Below are 16,332 nucleotides of genomic sequence, written 5' to 3' on the forward strand. Positions count from 1 at the left end.
TGGCTCTGGTGGGCGTTTACCGGTTATTTCGACTGGAAGACGATACGGGGAGGATAGGTCCGCACAGGAAGCACGCAAACCCAGACCATGAGAAAAGCCACGATGCACCCGATGATGAGCCAGTCGTCGCTGTAGGTCAGGGTCGCGCTCTGCCGGCTGACCTGAGCATGCAGGGCGCTCATGCCGCCGGGAAAGGCCGGCGTGCCGTCCGGCATCAACGGTGCCGGATACTGGTGCATAGGGTTTGCACCCTGAACAAGCTGAAACCGCTCCTGCCCCAACCGGTCGGTAATGCGGTCGGAATGCAGCGAGCCCCGCTCACGATGCATGAGCTGGATCAGCCAGATCCCCACGGCTTCTGCCACGGCACGGGGCGTGTTGACCATGGCCGAGGCAAAAGGCCCCTCTTCCGGGACGAGAGAATTGGTCGACATCATGAGCAGCGGCATGACGATCATGGCATTACCGACACCCTGAAAGGCCTGCCACAGATAAAACTGATCTCGTATCCAGTTTGACGTAACAAAGAAGTCTCCCATGCAGGCCGCAAGGATCAAGGCCATGCCAATGAAACTGACGATACGGGAGTCTACCCATTTCTGGTTCAGCAGGATGGCCATGAAAGGCAGCATGACGATCTGGGTCGCCGCGATTTCCAGCGTAATGGGATAGATCTGTTCCGGCCGGTACCCTGAGATTTCGCGCAGAAAATCGGCCGGCAAGGCAGAGGACGACAACGAAACGATGACGAAGATCAGCAGAGTGCTGGCGCCATAGGCAAAATTCCGTCTTTGCAGGAGCTGGAACTTGAAGAGCGGAAGAGGATGAAACCACTCATTCAGCACAAAAAGCGGTATACAGATTGCGCTGAGCAGGGCCATGACACAGATGGCCGGACTGTTGAACCAGTCCATCCAGTCTCCCATCTGCAACAAGGTCGAAAACGCCCCCATTCCCACCAGAAGCAGCAGGAATCCCTTCCAGTCGAAGCGCCAGAACCGTTCATGCTTCGGCGGTTCGACGGGCATGCCATACCAGAGCAGAACGAACGCGACCGTGCAGAGTGGAATGGATTGCCAGAAGACGAAGCGCCAATCGACAAGGTCGGTCCACAAGCCCGCAAACGTAGTGCTGAAGCTGGGAAAGAACGTGGCGGTCATGGCATAGGCCGCCAGACCGTACAGCCGAATGGGTGGCGGCAGGACACGCAGCGCTGTCGTCATCAGGAGAGGAACGGTAAAGCCGCCCGACAGGCCCTGAAAAATCCTCAACCCATAAAGTAGGGTCAGATTTCCTGTAAATGGAATCAGGCTGGAGGACAGCATGGCCAGCCACGGAACCGCCAATGAAAAACGACGCAGCGTCAGGGTTATGGCCAGCCAGGGCGATACCGACATTCCGACGATTTCGGCAGTGATATACAGACAGGAAAACCAGCGCTGCGAATCACGACCCAGGCCCAGCGCGCCCGCAATATCTGGCAGGGCCTGGGCCGAGACCTGCTCGTTCATTTCGGTAGCAAATGTCAGCGCAATGACACCCGCAAGACCGAAAAGGGAGCGCTGCTTCCGGTTCATCGAAGATTATCTGATGGTTCGCAATACATCATATTCCGATCGTAAAAGACGCAGGGAGCTCCTTCAACCGCGATATGAATGCAACCAGCGCGATACGATCATTCAAGCGGCCCTTCGCAGTCCCCTGCGCCCAGACACCATTCGAAGCCCTGAATCGCAGGAGAGGATCAGAAAATCGCAATTCCGGCAAGCAACAGAAGCCCCGCCATCATCCACAATACATATTCCCCAATCACGCTGTCATGGATCACCTGCAGCATATGGAGCCCGGGCCGGGTCAGGCCCATCAAACGGTCATACACTACATCAGGAATCCGATGCCGGTTCAGATCCACACTGGCGATCGCAACTGCGACCAGGGCCGGCAGCCACGGCAGGATCGGGGTCATATGCGGCAGTGCCCGACGCGAAGAGAAATCCGCGCCGAGTGCCATGTCGTGGGCGGCGGCAAGCGCAAAACGCTCGCTGCTTCGCGCAAACATGCTCGCCAGAAGCACCCACACGCCAAGCAATGTCAGGACAGGGACAAGCTGCGCCGCAAATGGCCTGTTCGCGTGTTCACGTTCATCGTCGGTAGGCGCGGCATCCTCTTCGCCCGTCATCGGCCCCAGATTGAAGAACACCCGGCCCGTCACCCGCAGCACCGCACCGCCCGTCAGCGCACCTGCAAATCCAATGACCAGCGCCAGCCAATGCAACCCGTTGCTCCGGGCCTGTGCATCCATCATCCGCGCACCCGCATCCAGCGGTCCGACCGGAATTCCCGCCAGCACCAACGCACAGGCCCCCATCACGATGCCCGCAGGCCAGATCCGCCGCCCCGCCCCGCGCAGCCCGATCTCATCGATGCCCCCCAGGGTTGAAAGCATGATGCCGGCAATCATGAACAGCATGGCCTTGATAAGCCCATGGCCCGCGAGATACAGCAGACTTCCGCCCAGACCCTGCTGACCGAGCAGTCCGACCCCGATCAGCGCAATCCCTACATGCGAAATCGTGGAAAATGCCAGCAACCGCTTCACATGCCGCTGCATAAGGGCCATCACCGCACCCGCAATGGCGCTGCCGCAACCTATTGATATCAGGCCGACATGGGCAAGATGCCGCACGGCCGGGCATGGCGCGAACACATCCCACGCCATCCGCGCAACGCCGAACAGCCCGATCGAAACCATGATCCCGGAGAAAATCGCTGAAACCGGGCTGGGCGCAACCGCATGGGCATCCGGCAGCCAGAAATGAAACGGCACCTGCGCGGCCTTGGTCAGGAATCCGGTCGTAATCAGCACAAATGCGGCAATCAGTACCGGATCGTCGGGCCGCCCCTGCGCGACCGCGCGAACGGCGGAGAAATCAAGCGCATTCGCATGCGCATAGGCAAGCGCGATCCCCATCAGGATCAGATAGGCGCCGATCGTGTTGATGATCGTGAAATTCAATGCCCCGTCGAGAGACGAACTGCGCAGCGCATACCCCGTTAAGGCAAAGCCGGCGACGCTCATCATCTCAAACCAGACGAACATGTCGAACAGATCGTGAGCAAAGAAAAAGCCGCACTGCGATGCGAGAAAGAGCAGCATCAGGACATGGAAATGATTGCGTGCCCCGGCAAAATACCCGCGTGCAAACCAGATCGCTCCCGTAAACATCAGGCCCGCGAATGCGGCTGCCCCTGCCCCGGCGCGATCGGCCAGAAACGCGATCCCGATCGCCTGCCCCTGGCGCGGGGTCCATCCCCCCATCCAATAGAGTGCCGGATGATCGCCAATCCGGATTGCCAGCACCGCCGCCAGCACGCCGGCGGCCGCAGTCGCGGCAAGGGCCAGGATATCGCTCAGCACCGGCGGCACGATCTTGGCTCCAGCAAGCAACAATCCCGCAAGCATCAGCAAACCGGCCACGATACAGATCGGCCACGCAGCCGGGTCGGCAAAAGCTGCGTTCATGCCGTGTGCCCATTTGGCTGCCGGCCACCACCGGCAGTAGGCACAGCTGATTTGCCCATCGGGCGCATGGCCTGCGGATCGACGATCCCGTTGCGCTTGTGCAGTTGCAGGACAAGCGCCAGCAATAGCGCGCTGACGGTCGCTCCGATAACCACGTCGGTCAGCACCAACGCCTGCACAACAGGGTCAACCGCCTGTGTCCCCGGCCTCTTGTCATAGAAGATCGGCGCGACGGCGCCATATCGATATCCGATGCCCAGCAGCACGAGATAGCTTGACGACTGAATAGCCGCGAGACAGCCGGTCAGATGCACGAAATGCCGCGAGCTGACGATCCCGTAGAGTCCGATCCCGAACAACCAGACCGCGCCGATCCAGGGTAGGAGCGAAAACACGTCACTCATCCGGGTCGTCGCCCGGCTTCAACGTCCGCGTCTCCTCCATGAACTCGATCAGAAGCGTCGCGAAGCCCCCCGCCACTGCCAGCGTCACGCCCAGATTGACAATCAGCATCGAGCCACCGGAGAATGTGTTCTTCAGGGTGCCGAAGGGCAGGAATGCCGCCAGATAGGGCAACCCGAGGCCCATCGAGACGAAACCGCACAGGGCATAGAGCGCCGCACCAAGCCCTTCGATCGCGTCGAAGAATTCCGACCCGAGCGCATCCCGCCAGCCCGCATACCCCTCGGCGAGATAGATCAGCAACAGCGCACTGGCGATCACGACACCTCCCTGAAATCCGCCCCCGGGGGTCAGCATCGCGTTGATCGCAAGGTAAAGCCCGAACAACATGGTCAGAGGGGCCAGCACCCGGCACAGCAGCCGCAGGGAATCCGGCGGCCGATGGTTGGCGCGTCCCTTGACGTGTCCCGGGCTCGCCGCCCGATCCTCCCCGCGCCCGCCGCGCAGTAGGACCGTCCCCCCGGTGACCGCGCAGAGCAGCATGAATTCTTCGCCCAGCGTGTCGATACCACGAATATCGAAATTGATCGCGCTGACCATGTTGGTGATATGCCGTTCGGCAGGCCCGATTGCATTCACCCGGTCACCGTAAGGAAGCGGATGGGACCCGAATTGCGGCATTGCATGCACGACCGGCCATGCGACGACCGCCAGCCCGACCGCGAGGATGACGAACGCCACGCGCAGGATGATGCCCCGCCGGCCAATGGTCGCCTGGGCCTTGTGGGACGAAACATCCAGCGCGCTCATGTCTCACGGTCCGGGCGTCGGTCCATCCGCATGCTGGAAAGCGTAATCAGGAACAGAAGCGGCGTAACGGCCGCTCCGACCACGATTTCGGCCAGCGCCACGTCAGGCGCGAGCAGCACAGCGAATAGCAACGCCAGCACCAGTCCATTGACGCCCAGCGCAATAATCTGCTGCTGCGGGGCGCGCACCAGCACGACGACACTCCCGCTGATAATCGCCAGCAGCACAAGAAGCGAGACAATCATGGCCGCTCCTCCTCCGCCACACGATGAAGATACGCCCGTCCGATCATCAGCGAAACGACAGCGCCGCCGAATACGAACAGAAGTGCCACCAGGGCGCACTTGATGGTCCGCGTCGACAGGCCGTCCACGGTCACACAGACCAGGGTCAGCATGATCGAACCCGCTACATTGAGAAAGGCCACTGCATGCAACGCATCGAGTGTCTCACGCAGCCGCAGGAAGCCGAACACCGCCAGCCAGGCGACGATCACAAGCATCGCCAGTTCTCCGTCGAGCAGCACGGTCCTCATAGAAAACGATCGTAAAAGGACGCGATCAGCAACGACCCCGGCAAACCGAGCAGAGCAAGCGCCAGCGGCAGATCCATAAAGCCGGGCTCGCCTTGCGCGAACGTCATCAGCACCAGAAGCGCCGCACTCAGAAAGCTCGCCATCTGCATCGCAGCGAGACGCCGTACCGAACGACCACGCCGGGCTGCTATAATGGTCAGCCCCAGAGGCACCAGCAGTGCCACGATCGCACCGGTCCAGATGGTCATGCGGGCCACCCTGCGGGCGCACGGCCCCGCGCCGGCAACAGGCGATGCACATTGCAACTCTGTTCGTCGTCGGCGATTGAAAGAACGATCCCGTTGGGAGAGGCGGAGCCGATCATTCCTGCCAGCGCGCGGTGACCGCGTCGCTCCGCATCATTCCGCCCCTCGGAGGCGAAACGGTCGACAGCAGTCCGTCCGACTGGCGACCGTCCGGCCAGCGTCCCCAGCAATGCGCCAGAAACCCGGCCGCTTTCAACCAGAAGCGACAGCATGACCGGCCCGAAATGACGGATCCAGTCCCAGCGCAAAGTCAGTTTCTCAGTCCGGGAAAGGCGCATGCGAATCTGAAACAGAAACAGAGGCAGAAACAGAACACCAGCGGACATGAACGCGCTTCCAGTCCAGTCGGACAACATTACTGGATAAAGCATAAGCGCCAGTGCTGTTCCGCCGACCACGCGCATGATCCGTAGTAATTTTCTATGCCCGCTCGCCTGCACGCCGCCTCCGCTTCAAACGCGCTGTAAGCTTGTCATAACCCCCCTGGTTCAGCAGGGTTCCCCGACCGGCGGTCAGGCGGGGCGTCAGAAGATGTATGATGGATATATGCTTCTTGAATAACGTTCACCGCCGTACAGGCTTCTGCTTCGACCAGAACGGAAAGCTCCAGGAACCGCCAATCGATCGTTGCAAGCGCCACGAATCCGGAAATCACCAGCGTTATTCTATTAATAATAAGCATTTGCAGTTAAGGGGTTGGCAGAATTCTCGCGCAACCTTTCTCCATCACGACGTTACGAATTCAAGGCTTCAGACAGAAGGAGATCAGTCATGGCCACCGAGACGAAAAATGCTTTCCTCTCCGATGTGACGACATTGCGCGAGCGGGCAAAGAAATCTCTCGATGACGGTGCGGTGATGCCCTCCTATCGGGGAGACGTAGAAAAGACGATCGCGCTTCTTCAGGCGGTCGTCGCAACCGAGCTTGTCTGTGTCCTGCGCTACACCATGCATTCCATTTCCGTCGAGGGCCTGACCAGCGAAAGCGTGGGTCGCGAATTCGCCGAACATGCAGCCTCCGAGCGCAAGCACATGCTGGCCGCGGCCCAGCGGATCGATCAGCTTGGCGGCGTGCCGAACTTCAACCCCGAGGGGCTGGCCACACGCTCGGCGACGGAATACGGGAATGGCGGCAATCTCGTCGATATGGTCAAGCAGGACCTGATCGCCGAGCGCGTCGTGATCGAACATTATCAGGAACTGATCCGCTATTTCGGCGACGACGACCCCACCACCCGTATCATGCTCGAAGGATTCCTGGCGGACGAGGAAGACCACGCCACCGACCTGCATGATCTTCTGGTGGCCCATGAGGGCGTGCCGTTCCTCTCCTGATCTGCGGCTGAGGAGCCCCGACCGGAGCCCTGCGGCTCCGGTCGGCCCAGCAGCCCCACGCGCCGGGCCTGCCTGGTAATGTGGACTGAACGCTATTCAAGCCACAGGCAAAATGGAATGATCGCAAAAACTATCCACGCGATCACGAAGACAATCGGTGCGCGATGGGCGAATAGCGCCCCTTCCTGGCTCCGGCGTGTCATATCGATCGAATCGTTTTCGGTGGCAGCCAGCGTGAAATTGGCCAGAGACGCACATTGGTCGTGCAAGGCACGCTCCTTTGTCTCCCATTTCGCAATCGCCGCGTAGGCAGCCCGGATACCCGGCCATGCCATGAGGGCCAGTACGAGCCCAAGAAGGGAAAACAGGACCGGAATCAGCAGCACCATGGCACTGCCCCAGTGGTTGTTCGATCCTGTTACCGCGGTTGCATACGCGATCACGAGGAAGGATTGAGAGCCCAGAAGGGCCTGCAAACGGCCATTCACCACTTCGCTCTCGAAGCGGATCTCCGATCGATAGAACGCCAGCAGATGATGGTCTGCCGGATTCATGTCTGGCGCCATGCGGGACGCTGCCGGCGCTTGCGGTGCCCGTTCCTCCATTCCAGCCCTCTACAAGAATACGTGCTACCCGATGTGCAGGTGCACCAGTCCTAACGCCCAACCATGCCCAGAATAAGGCTACCGAACCGTCGCGAGAGCGGAACGGGGGCCGGAGCGTCCCTGACGGGCCCGCCAGCCCCGCATGGACAGACTCAAAGGCTGTTTCAAAGCTCCGATGGCGAGTGGAAGCGTGGCGCCAGCCGCACGCCTGGCGGTGATTTTCGAGCATCAGAGCGGAGCGGCCTTGATGGCCGCCCGCCGCAAAGCGCAGGAAACCGCCGTCAGGCCGCCGCAAGCGGGGCTTGGAAACATCCTCCCAGACTTCAGTCGGCTACACCCTCTCGTGCTCTGTTCCGCTTTGTGCAATCATCGCTCCTAAAGGATCAAAAAAGATGTGTCGATGATCCCGGTGCAGAGAGATTGTTCAGTAGATGGCAAAATATTGGGAAGTCATTCAGGAAGCAGGCCGCGTCCCAGCCCTTATGAAAATTCTCGATGTTGTGCATCATACGACGGGATTGCGCTTCGCCGCGATCGCGCGCGTCACCGAGGATTACTGGATTGCCTGCGCTGTGCGCGACGGCACCGGTCTGGGGTTGAAGGCCGGGGACAATCTGCCCGTTCAGACGACACTCAGCCACGAGGTCCTTCATCGGGGCGAGCCGGTCGTGATCGATAATATCGAAATCGACTCCGCCTATGCTCGCCACCCCGCGCCTCAGCGATATCGTTTTCAGAGCTATATTTCAGTTCCGATCCTCCTGCCCGACGGAACATTCTTCGGCACCCTCTGCGCATCCGATCCCGTTCCCCATCATCTGAACCGGCCGGAAATTCTTGCCACCTTCCGCATCTTCGCCGATCTGGTTGCGTTTCATGTGGATGCGAGTGCACGACTGGCCGAAAATGAGGTCACGTTATCGCGGGAGCGCACCCAGTCCGAACTCCGCGAACAGTTCATTGCCGTTCTGGGTCACGATCTGCGCAACCCGTTGATGTCGATCGACTCAGGCACCCGGGTGCTTCTTCGTCGCCCCGAAAGGGCGGCAGAACTTGTGCCCCTGATGCAAAAGAGCACTGCCCGCATGGCGGCGCTGATCAACGACCTGATGGATTTCGCGCGCGGTCGGCTGGGAGACGGCATCGTACTCGAGCGGAATATCGAATATGCATTGCAACCCATCCTTGAGCAGATTGTTCAAGAAGTAGCGACAGTTCAACCGGAGCGATGCATTGAAACACAGTTCATGATGAAGCGCGCTGTAACATGTGACAGCGGGCGCGTCTGCCAATTATTTTCCAATCTATTGTCCAATGCCATAACACATGGCGACCCGTGCGAGCCGATTATTGTACGGGCCAGCACAGACGAGACATTATTCCAGCTATCCGTCTCCAACAGGGGAAAGCCCATTCCGCCGGACGCCCAGGACAAGCTTTTCCAACCCTTCTTCCGGGGCGGAGAACGGCGAAGCCAGCAGGGGCTGGGCCTTGGCCTCTATATCGCGTCGGAAATCGCCAAGGCCCATCATGGACGATTATCCGTGTCATCCAGCGAGCATGAGACATGCTTCACGTTCCGCCTGCCAATCGCCTCCTCTCCTGATTGCCAGTGAGATGCAAGGATTGTCCCGAGAAGAGCAATGACCGATTCTTTCTCCTCCCGTCCCCTGCGCGTCATTGTTGCCGAAGACGAGATTTTGACCCGTCTGGCCGTTGCAGACGAATTGCGGGACAATGGTTTCGATGTACGCGAGGCTTCCAATGCGGACGAGGCGCTGAGGGCCCTGAACGACGTCAAAGCGCAGGTTGATGCTCTGTTTACGGATATCGACATGCCAGGGCCGATGAACGGGCTGGAACTGGCGCTACAGGCACGCCAATGTCAGCCCCGCCTGGGCGTACTTGTCACATCGGGCATGCACGCCGTGCCGGACGACTTCGTTCTTTCCCGCAGCCAGTTTGTTGCCAAACCTTATAATATTTCAGAAATTCCCCTTATTATTCAAAGCCTCGTTACCATATAATTAAGGTATCGAAAGGCAGAATCCCGCCGTCGGCAACCGCACGGCGATTGCCGACGTTACCGCCGCTCAGGCCGGGCCACCTTCCCGGCGTGAAAACGGAGCATGCCATGACCAGCAGGGTGATGCATTCCCCGCTGGCTAAGAGCCTGTTTGGAAATGCGCGCTGGCGGCGATCCGACGCGCGTTTCCTGTGCTTCGGTGCTCACGGCCATCAAGGCCGCTCCGCTCCGATGCTCGGAAACACACGACGGGCGCGACCCGTTCCGGGCCGCTCTCGCTCACCAACATGAATTTCCAAACAGGCTCTTAGCTATCGCCGATCGTCGCCGCAGGGCGTCCCCTCCGGGAGAGGACGCTTCAGGGGTGAAAGCGGGATTCAGGCCGATTGAGGCGTCACGCCGATCAGGTCGCTATCTTTCGGCTCATCCACGGGCGGAAACCGCATGATTTGTCGATCGGACATGCCCGGAAAGGGCTCCATCGGCGCCAGGACCTGCGTCTGCCCACTCCGCAGGGCTTCCTCCACTGCCGCCAGCACGCGGACATCGCGCAGCCCCTCCTTACCGTTGGGCTCCGGGTCGCGATCGTTGAGGATGCAGTCGGAGAAATAGAATGTCTCGCCGCCGAACTGCTCGACCGGCTCATGGCGGCGAACATCGTCCTTGCCGTCGATCTTCGTCGCGTAGGTAATGCCGATCGATGGACCGAACATGAAACACGGCCCAGCCTGGGCCGTCCCCTTATGCCCGACGAGCGTGAAGCCCTCGACTGGCGCGCTGGCGTAACTGACCATGAAATGCGCCAGCTTTCCGCTGGCGAAATGCAATGTGACCGAGACCGTATCGTCGAAATTGAAGCCTCGCCCCGGCGTGCGCGTGCCCACCGCATGGACCTGCACCGGCTCCTCGCCAAACAGGTTGCGGACAGCATTCAGCGGATAGGTGCCCATATCGGGCACCGGGCCGGACCAGTAGCCGGAATGGCCACGATGGTTCTCTTCGGCAAAATCCTGTCCGAATGTCGAATTGAAGGCGAGCAAAGCACCGAAATCACCCTTCCGGCAACGGCTCACCAGTTCCACCGTGGCAGGTTCGCAATGCAGGCGATAGGCGATCATCAGCTTGCCGCCGCCCTTGCGCTGGGCGGCAAGGATCGCCTCGCAATCCTCCACGCTGGTCGCCATCGGCTTTTCCAGCAACAGGTGCAGCCCGCTTTCCAGCACCGGCACCGCATAATGGCGATGCAAGGCGTTAGGCGTCGCCAGATAGACGGCGTCGATCTCTCCCGACGCGATCAATGCCGGCACGTCGTCATAATGCCAGACCCGGACACCGTATCGGGCCTCCAGTGCCTCCGCCTTTTCCATGTTGCCCGTCACCAGCGCCTTCAGCACCGAATTATCCGCTCTTTCCAACCCCGGAAGGAAGGCCTGCTGGGAAATCTGGCCACAGCCGATCACGGCGTAGCGGATCCTCGTTTCGTTGGCTGGTCGTACCATGCCCCGTCCTCCAACAATTTTCGGATAGGGCACTGAACGCCTCCTGTCGCCGTCAGTTGCTGATACCAGACGAGATCGGTTCCGCCCTACCGTCCATTTCCTGCCATGCGAGACCTGCCCCGAAGCCTTCGTACCCGAAAGGATCTGACAAATGTCTGAATTTCCATCGGCAAATGTCGTGGTGACCGGCGCCTCCAGCGGCATCGGCCAGGCCGTGGCGGAAACCCTGGCCCGCCCGGGTGCAACCCTGATATTGGCAGCCCGCAATGCTGAAGCTCTGGAGAGCGTGGCAACACGGTGCCGCGAAGCCGGCGCGCAGGTAACGGTCGTACCAACCGACGTCACCGACGCCGATGCCGTCAGGAAACTGGCGGCACAGGCCCGTCTGGCCGCCGGCACCATCGATATGTGGGTCAGCAACGCCGGTGTCGGCGCGGTAGGCAGATTTCAGGATGTTCCCATCGCGGCGCATGAACAGGTCGTGCGAACCAACCTGATGGGCCACATGCACGATGCCCATGCGGTCCTGCCGATCTTTCTGGAGCAGGAGTTCGGCACGTTCGTGAATGTCATTTCGGTCGGCGGCTTTTGTGCCGCGCCCTATGCTGCGGCCTACAGCGCCAGCAAATTCGGCCTGCGCGGATTTCCGAAGCGCTTCGGGGAGAGCTCTCCGCGCACCCCCACATCCATATCTGCGATGTCTATCCCGGCTTTGTGGACACACCGGGCATTGCCCACGGCGCGAATTACACCGGCCGCCGCCTGTCGGCCCCGCCCCCCCCTGTTGGATGCAAGACGGGTTGCCGTCGCGATTGTCGCTCTGCTGGCGCACCCCAGGGACACCGTCATGGTCGGGTCCGGAGCCTGGGGCGGCCGGCTCGCCCACATGCTGGCCCCTGCCACGACGGCGCGCATCATGAACCACGTTCTGACGCGATATTTCGCGACCGCCCATAAGGCAGCCATCACCGACGGCAATCTGTTCGCCCCGGCCACCAGGGAGGGACAAATCGATGGCGGTCTCCGCTCATGGCCGCAAGGCAGGCATAGCCGACAGACACTGGCCATGATGACGATCCTCACGGCTCTCGGACTGATCGCCTTCTTTCGCCGGAAAGCACCCACCCGGAGAAACCCTCCCGACCCTGCCGCGTAGACAGCACGCCCCCGCCGCGCGCCATTCGTCGGGGCAATGCACGGCATACGCGGCACCGGCCCTTTCTCATGCATTCCTGGCCGGACGCATCTTCACCACGATGGAGAGGCCGATGACCCGGAACAGCGAAGAATCTTTTTCCGTACAGCCGCAGGAACCACCGGGCCGGACCGACGCCATGCGGCCGAAGCCCGACCACGGCGAAACCACCTACAAGGGGTCGGGACGCCTGGCCGGAAAGAGAGCCCTGATTACCGGCGCGGATTCCGGAATCGGCCGCGCGGTCGCGATCGCCTTCGCGCGCGAAGGGGCCGATGTCGCCATTGCCTATTATAACGAGCACGATGATGCGCAAGAGACAGCATCGTGGGTACAACAGGCCGGGCGCAAAAGCGTCCTGCTACCAGGCGACGTGGCGGACAGGCGGCATTGCCTCACGCTGATTCAGCGCACGGTGGACGCATTCGGCGGTATCGACATTCTTGTCAATAATGCAGCCCATCAGAAAAGCATTGAAAAACTCGACGATATCGACGAGGCCGAGTGGGACACGACATTCCGCACCAATATCTACAGCATGTTCTTCCTCTCCCAGCCCGCAGTACCGCACATGAAGCCAGGTGCCGCCATCGTCAACACCACCTCGATCAACGCGGACTCCCCCTCCGCCCACCTGCTGGCATATGCGACCACCAAGGGCGCCATCGCGAACTTCACAGCCGGACTGGGGGAACTTCTCGCACCGCAGGGCGTCCGGGTGAATGCCGTGGCGCCGGGGCCGATCTGGACTCCGCTGATCCCGTCGACCATGCCGCCCGAAGCCGTGCGAACATTCGGACAGAACACACCGATGGGCCGGGCCGGACAGCCGGCCGAGGTCGCACCGGCCTATGTTCTGCTGGCATCCGACGAAGGAAGCTACATGACCGCCGCTATCATCCCCGTCACCGGGGGACGCCCGATGCTGTGACCCTGAAATACCGTACGGCGGCCACATGGCCCCACCGGAACGGGGAGGTGAATCATGAAAGCACTTGTATGGCACGGAAAGAGCGACATCCGCTGTGAAAGCGTCCCCGACCCGGGCATGGAAGACAGCCGCGACGCGATCATCCGGGTAACCGCCTGCGCTATCTGTGGATCGGACCTGCATATCTTCGACGGCATGATCCCCGAAATGCGGCATGGTGACGTTCTGGGCCACGAAACCATGGGCGAGGTGGTCGATGTCGGCAAAGACGCCGGCGATCTCAAGGTAGGCGACCGCGTGGTAATCCCCTTCACCATCGCATGCGGAGAATGTTTCTTCTGCAGGAAGGGCTTTTACTCCGGATGCGAACGGACGAATCCCGACCGTGCCAAGGCGGAACGGATGTGGGGTCATTCGCCAGCCGGCCTGTTCGGCTATTCCCACCTTCTTGGCGGTTATGCCGGCGGACAGGCGGAATATCTGCGCGTTCCCTACGCCAATGTCGGACCGATCAAGGTTCCGGACCAATTGACCGACGAGCAGGCACTCTTCCTGTCGGACATTTTCCCCACGGGTTACATGGCGGCCGACTTCTGCAATATCCAGCCCGGCCAGATCATCGCCATCTGGGGCTGCGGCCCGGTGGGGCAAATGGCCATTCGCAGCGCGTTCCTTCTGGGCGCCGAACGGGTCATTGCCGTCGATACCGTTCCCGAACGGCTGGCCCTTGCCCGGGATGCCGGGGCCGAAATCATCGATTTCAAGACGGAAGACGTCTACGACCGCATCCAGGACCTGACCGCCGGCCGGGGTGCCGACAGCTGCATCGATGCCGTAGGCACCGAGCCCGACACCTGGAGCGGCGTCGACGCGGTCGTGGACCGCATCAAGACAGCGACGTTCCTTGGCACCGACCGCCCGCATGTCTTGCGGCAGGCCATCATGTGCTGCCGGAATTTCGGCACCGTTTCCATCGTCGGCGTCTATGGCGGCCTTCTGGACAGGATCCCGATGGGCTCAGCCATCAACCGGGGCCTGACGTTCCGCATGGCCCAGACACCCGTCCAGCATTACCTGCCCCTGCTGATGGACAGGATCGTCAAGGGCGACATCGACCCCTCCTTCGTCATCACGCACCGCGCCACGCTGGAAGAAGGACCGGAACTCTACAAGACGTTCCGGGACAAGCGCGACGGATGCATCAAGGTCGTCATGACACCATGAGACGGCTCACGGCTTCCTGGACGGCAGGATGGACGCCAATATTTCCCGCGCCGATCCGAGAATGACGCCCGCACGCTCGGGTTCGGCAGGCAGCGCGGACAGGAAAGCCTTGGCCTGCTGTAAGGTAATGTCCATCCGCGTTGGCGTCGCGGGCTGGCCGATCCCTTCCATCCTTGCCGATCAGTTTCCCTCGGCCGGCACGCATCTTGAACGCTATGCTGCACGCTTCTCGGCTGTCGAAATTAATAGCAGTTTCTATCGACCGCACCGGCGCACGACCTATGAACGCTGGGCGGCAAGCGTGCCGCCCGGGTTCCGCTTCTCCGTCAAGCTACCCAGGACGATCACGCATGAGCGTCGTCTGGTCGACTGTCAGGCGCTTGTTGAACGCTTTGCCGAGGAAACGGGCGGCCTGGGCGACAAACGTGGCCCCGTCCTGGTCCAGCTTCCCCCGAGTTTCGCCTACCCCCATGACGTCGCCGAACGCTTCATCGATGATCTGAAGGCCGCGATTGCTGGACCTGTCGTTCTGGAGCCGAGACATGCCAGCTGGTTTCAGCCGGAAGTCGACCGCATGTTAGAAAGGCAACATGTGTCGCGGGTCGCGGCGGATCCGGGCAAGCCGTCACGCGCAATGCAACCCGGAGGCTGGAAGGGTCTCGTCTATTTTCGGCTGCACGGTTCCCCTCGCATCTATGAGTCACCTTATGGAACAGAGGCCATCGATGCTCACGCGAAGATCGTGGCTTCGCTCGCCACGCGCGACGCCGATGTCTGGACGATCTATGACAACACTACCTATGGCGCCGCCGTACAGAATGCGCTTCAGCTTGTAGACGCTTTGGTTGAATTCGAGCTCGGAAACGAATTGATCGATTGCGGATAGCCGGTAACAAATCTTCGCACGCGCTTTCGCTGCGATATTATTACGAAGATCCACCTCCGGTTACCCGGTTAGGCGTCCCGATTTGAACCTGCGAAATTAAGGGTCTGATTTTGTTTGTGTTTATTTTCGCCCTGCCCTGCACCCAAAGAAAAACCCCACGAACCTATTGGTTTCGTGGGGTTTTCTACATGTCGTTTGGTTGCGGGGAAAGACAACCAACGATATTTGCGATTGGTGGACCGCGAGATACCCCGTCTCGCTGCGTGACAGAGTCACCATGCCAAAGCGCATGGGCATATCCAACTGGAATCCTTGTCATAGGCAATCTGCCTCATATATGATCCAATATCATGGTCAATATATGAGGCACGCCGTCATGTCCGAGACCACATTCCTCTCCGACGCCTTCGATCCATCAGGGCTGATCGCGGCAGAACGGCTGAGCAATATGCTGCACATCACGAGGGGTGAACTGGCCGCCACGCTGGGCCTGTCGCGTGACGCCGTCTCCAAAAGTGCCCGCCTCGGCCGCCCAGCCACCCAGGCGAGGCTGCGCGACATGGTCGAGATCCTCAATCGCGTCCGACCATGGGCGGGCTCAGCCCAACAGGCTTTCGCATGGTACCGGTCACAACCCCTGCCCTCCTTCGGTGATCAGACTGCCGAGGCGCTCGTCCGGGAGGGACGCGCCAATGCCGTCCGACGCTACCTGGATCGTATTGCCACCGGCGGCTACGCGTGAGGTTTACCGGACGGGTATTCCGGGCTCATAATCCCCGCTGGTCTTTCACCCCGCTATCAGGCGACGGTGCGGTGCTCCACGGTGGACGCTTCAACCCGGTCAGCACACCTGCCCTTTACACCTCACTTCGGATGGAGACGGCCTGGCTTGAAGCCCAGCAGGGTTTTCCATTCAAGCCGCAACCTCTGACCATCTGTGCCTATTGGTCTGCCTTGAGAAAACTGGTCCGATTCTGAAGAGAGCCCTATGGGGCATATGGATTGGAGGATTACATGGGACGTCAGCGTTTTACGCCTGAGCAGATCATCGCGAAA

General features: G+C 60.6%; 19 protein-coding genes. 9 read left to right on the top strand and 10 right to left on the bottom strand.

What is annotated here, in order from left to right:
* Positions 1-23 precede the first annotated feature (23 nt).
* The 8 genes from HLH27_RS13970 to HLH27_RS14005 all read right to left on the bottom strand — a co-directional run bounded on the left by HLH27_RS13970 (position 24) and on the right by HLH27_RS14005 (position 5,901).
* Complete coding sequence (locus HLH27_RS13970; RefSeq protein ID WP_182950646.1) at positions 24-1,577, bottom strand: MFS transporter; 1,554 nt, start codon at positions 1,575-1,577, stop codon at positions 24-26.
* Positions 1,578-1,744: 167 nt separating this feature from the next.
* The gene (locus HLH27_RS13975; protein WP_182950647.1) at positions 1,745-3,523 is read right to left on the bottom strand and encodes a complex I subunit 5 family protein; all 1,779 of its coding nucleotides are present in this window, start codon (positions 3,521-3,523) and stop codon (positions 1,745-1,747) included.
* Positions 3,520-3,927, bottom strand: coding sequence for an NADH-quinone oxidoreductase subunit K (locus HLH27_RS13980; RefSeq protein ID WP_182950648.1), 408 nt, complete (start codon positions 3,925-3,927; stop codon positions 3,520-3,522). The genes HLH27_RS13975 and HLH27_RS13980 overlap by 4 nt, the downstream gene beginning before the upstream one ends.
* Positions 3,920-4,735, bottom strand: a complete 816-nt coding sequence (locus HLH27_RS13985) for an MnhB domain-containing protein (protein ID WP_182950649.1) — start codon at positions 4,733-4,735, stop codon at positions 3,920-3,922. The genes HLH27_RS13980 and HLH27_RS13985 overlap by 8 nt, the downstream gene beginning before the upstream one ends.
* On the bottom strand, positions 4,732-4,980 hold the full coding sequence (locus tag HLH27_RS13990) for a Na(+)/H(+) antiporter subunit B (RefSeq protein ID WP_182950650.1): 249 nt from the start codon (positions 4,978-4,980) through the stop codon (positions 4,732-4,734). Before HLH27_RS13990 ends, HLH27_RS13985 begins: the two co-directional genes overlap by 4 nt.
* Positions 4,977-5,237, bottom strand: a complete 261-nt coding sequence (locus HLH27_RS13995; protein WP_182950651.1) for a monovalent cation/H(+) antiporter subunit G — start codon at positions 5,235-5,237, stop codon at positions 4,977-4,979. Before HLH27_RS13995 ends, HLH27_RS13990 begins: the two co-directional genes overlap by 4 nt.
* Positions 5,238-5,266: 29 nt before the next feature.
* Positions 5,267-5,518, bottom strand: coding sequence for a monovalent cation/H+ antiporter complex subunit F (locus HLH27_RS14000; protein ID WP_182950652.1), 252 nt, complete (start codon positions 5,516-5,518; stop codon positions 5,267-5,269).
* Complete coding sequence (locus tag HLH27_RS14005) at positions 5,515-5,901, bottom strand: hypothetical protein (RefSeq protein WP_182950653.1); 387 nt, start codon at positions 5,899-5,901, stop codon at positions 5,515-5,517. Before HLH27_RS14005 ends, HLH27_RS14000 begins: the two co-directional genes overlap by 4 nt.
* Positions 5,902-6,346: 445 nt before the next feature.
* Between HLH27_RS14005 and HLH27_RS14010 the strand changes: the two genes are divergently transcribed.
* The gene (locus tag HLH27_RS14010) at positions 6,347-6,910 is read left to right on the top strand and encodes a ferritin-like domain-containing protein (protein ID WP_182950654.1); all 564 of its coding nucleotides are present in this window, start codon (positions 6,347-6,349) and stop codon (positions 6,908-6,910) included.
* 92 nt (positions 6,911-7,002) lie between these two features.
* Here HLH27_RS14010 and HLH27_RS14015 read toward each other — a convergent pair whose 3' ends face one another.
* Positions 7,003-7,464 (bottom strand): hypothetical protein, encoded by a 462-nt coding sequence (locus tag HLH27_RS14015; RefSeq protein ID WP_182950655.1) that lies wholly within the window; start codon positions 7,462-7,464, stop codon positions 7,003-7,005.
* A 482-nt stretch (positions 7,465-7,946) separates the two neighbouring features.
* Between HLH27_RS14015 and HLH27_RS14020 the strand changes: the two genes are divergently transcribed.
* Positions 7,947-9,131 carry a GAF domain-containing sensor histidine kinase gene (locus tag HLH27_RS14020; protein ID WP_182950656.1) on the top strand — a complete coding sequence of 395 codons (1,185 nt, stop codon included), beginning with the start codon at positions 7,947-7,949 and terminating at the stop codon, positions 9,129-9,131.
* A 27-nt stretch (positions 9,132-9,158) separates the two neighbouring features.
* Entirely contained in the window at positions 9,159-9,542 is a 384-nt protein-coding gene (locus HLH27_RS14025; protein ID WP_182950657.1) for a response regulator, read from the top strand.
* Positions 9,543-9,918: 376 nt separating this feature from the next.
* Here HLH27_RS14025 and HLH27_RS14030 read toward each other — a convergent pair whose 3' ends face one another.
* The gene (locus HLH27_RS14030; protein ID WP_246375908.1) at positions 9,919-11,244 is read right to left on the bottom strand and encodes a Gfo/Idh/MocA family protein; all 1,326 of its coding nucleotides are present in this window, start codon (positions 11,242-11,244) and stop codon (positions 9,919-9,921) included.
* On the opposite strand from HLH27_RS14030, the gene HLH27_RS14035 reads away from it, so the two are divergent.
* The 6 genes from HLH27_RS14035 (at position 11,222) to HLH27_RS17115 (ending at position 16,254) form a co-directional block, all read left to right on the top strand.
* A complete protein-coding gene (locus HLH27_RS14035) occupies positions 11,222-12,196 on the top strand; it encodes an SDR family oxidoreductase (protein ID WP_338029916.1) in 975 nt (324 codons plus the stop codon). The two genes, HLH27_RS14030 and HLH27_RS14035, sit on opposite strands and share 23 nt — an antisense overlap.
* Before the next feature lie 112 nt (positions 12,197-12,308).
* The gene (locus HLH27_RS14040; RefSeq protein WP_182950658.1) at positions 12,309-13,166 is read left to right on the top strand and encodes an SDR family oxidoreductase; all 858 of its coding nucleotides are present in this window, start codon (positions 12,309-12,311) and stop codon (positions 13,164-13,166) included.
* 54 nt (positions 13,167-13,220) lie between these two features.
* Positions 13,221-14,390, top strand: a complete 1,170-nt coding sequence (locus HLH27_RS14045; RefSeq protein WP_182950659.1) for a zinc-dependent alcohol dehydrogenase — start codon at positions 13,221-13,223, stop codon at positions 14,388-14,390.
* A gap of 127 nt (positions 14,391-14,517) precedes the next feature.
* On the top strand, positions 14,518-15,276 hold the full coding sequence (locus HLH27_RS14050; protein WP_182950677.1) for a DUF72 domain-containing protein: 759 nt from the start codon (positions 14,518-14,520) through the stop codon (positions 15,274-15,276).
* 376 nt (positions 15,277-15,652) lie between these two features.
* Positions 15,653-16,018 (top strand): antitoxin Xre/MbcA/ParS toxin-binding domain-containing protein, encoded by a 366-nt coding sequence (locus HLH27_RS14055; RefSeq protein WP_182950660.1) that lies wholly within the window; start codon positions 15,653-15,655, stop codon positions 16,016-16,018.
* Complete coding sequence (locus HLH27_RS17115; RefSeq protein ID WP_456305493.1) at positions 16,015-16,254, top strand: RES family NAD+ phosphorylase; 240 nt, start codon at positions 16,015-16,017, stop codon at positions 16,252-16,254. The genes HLH27_RS14055 and HLH27_RS17115 overlap by 4 nt, the downstream gene beginning before the upstream one ends.
* Positions 16,255-16,332: the final 78 nt, after the last annotated feature.

It is taken from the genome of Gluconacetobacter takamatsuzukensis, from assembly GCF_014174275.1.
GTDB classification, from domain to species: domain Bacteria; phylum Pseudomonadota; class Alphaproteobacteria; order Acetobacterales; family Acetobacteraceae; genus Gluconacetobacter; species Gluconacetobacter takamatsuzukensis.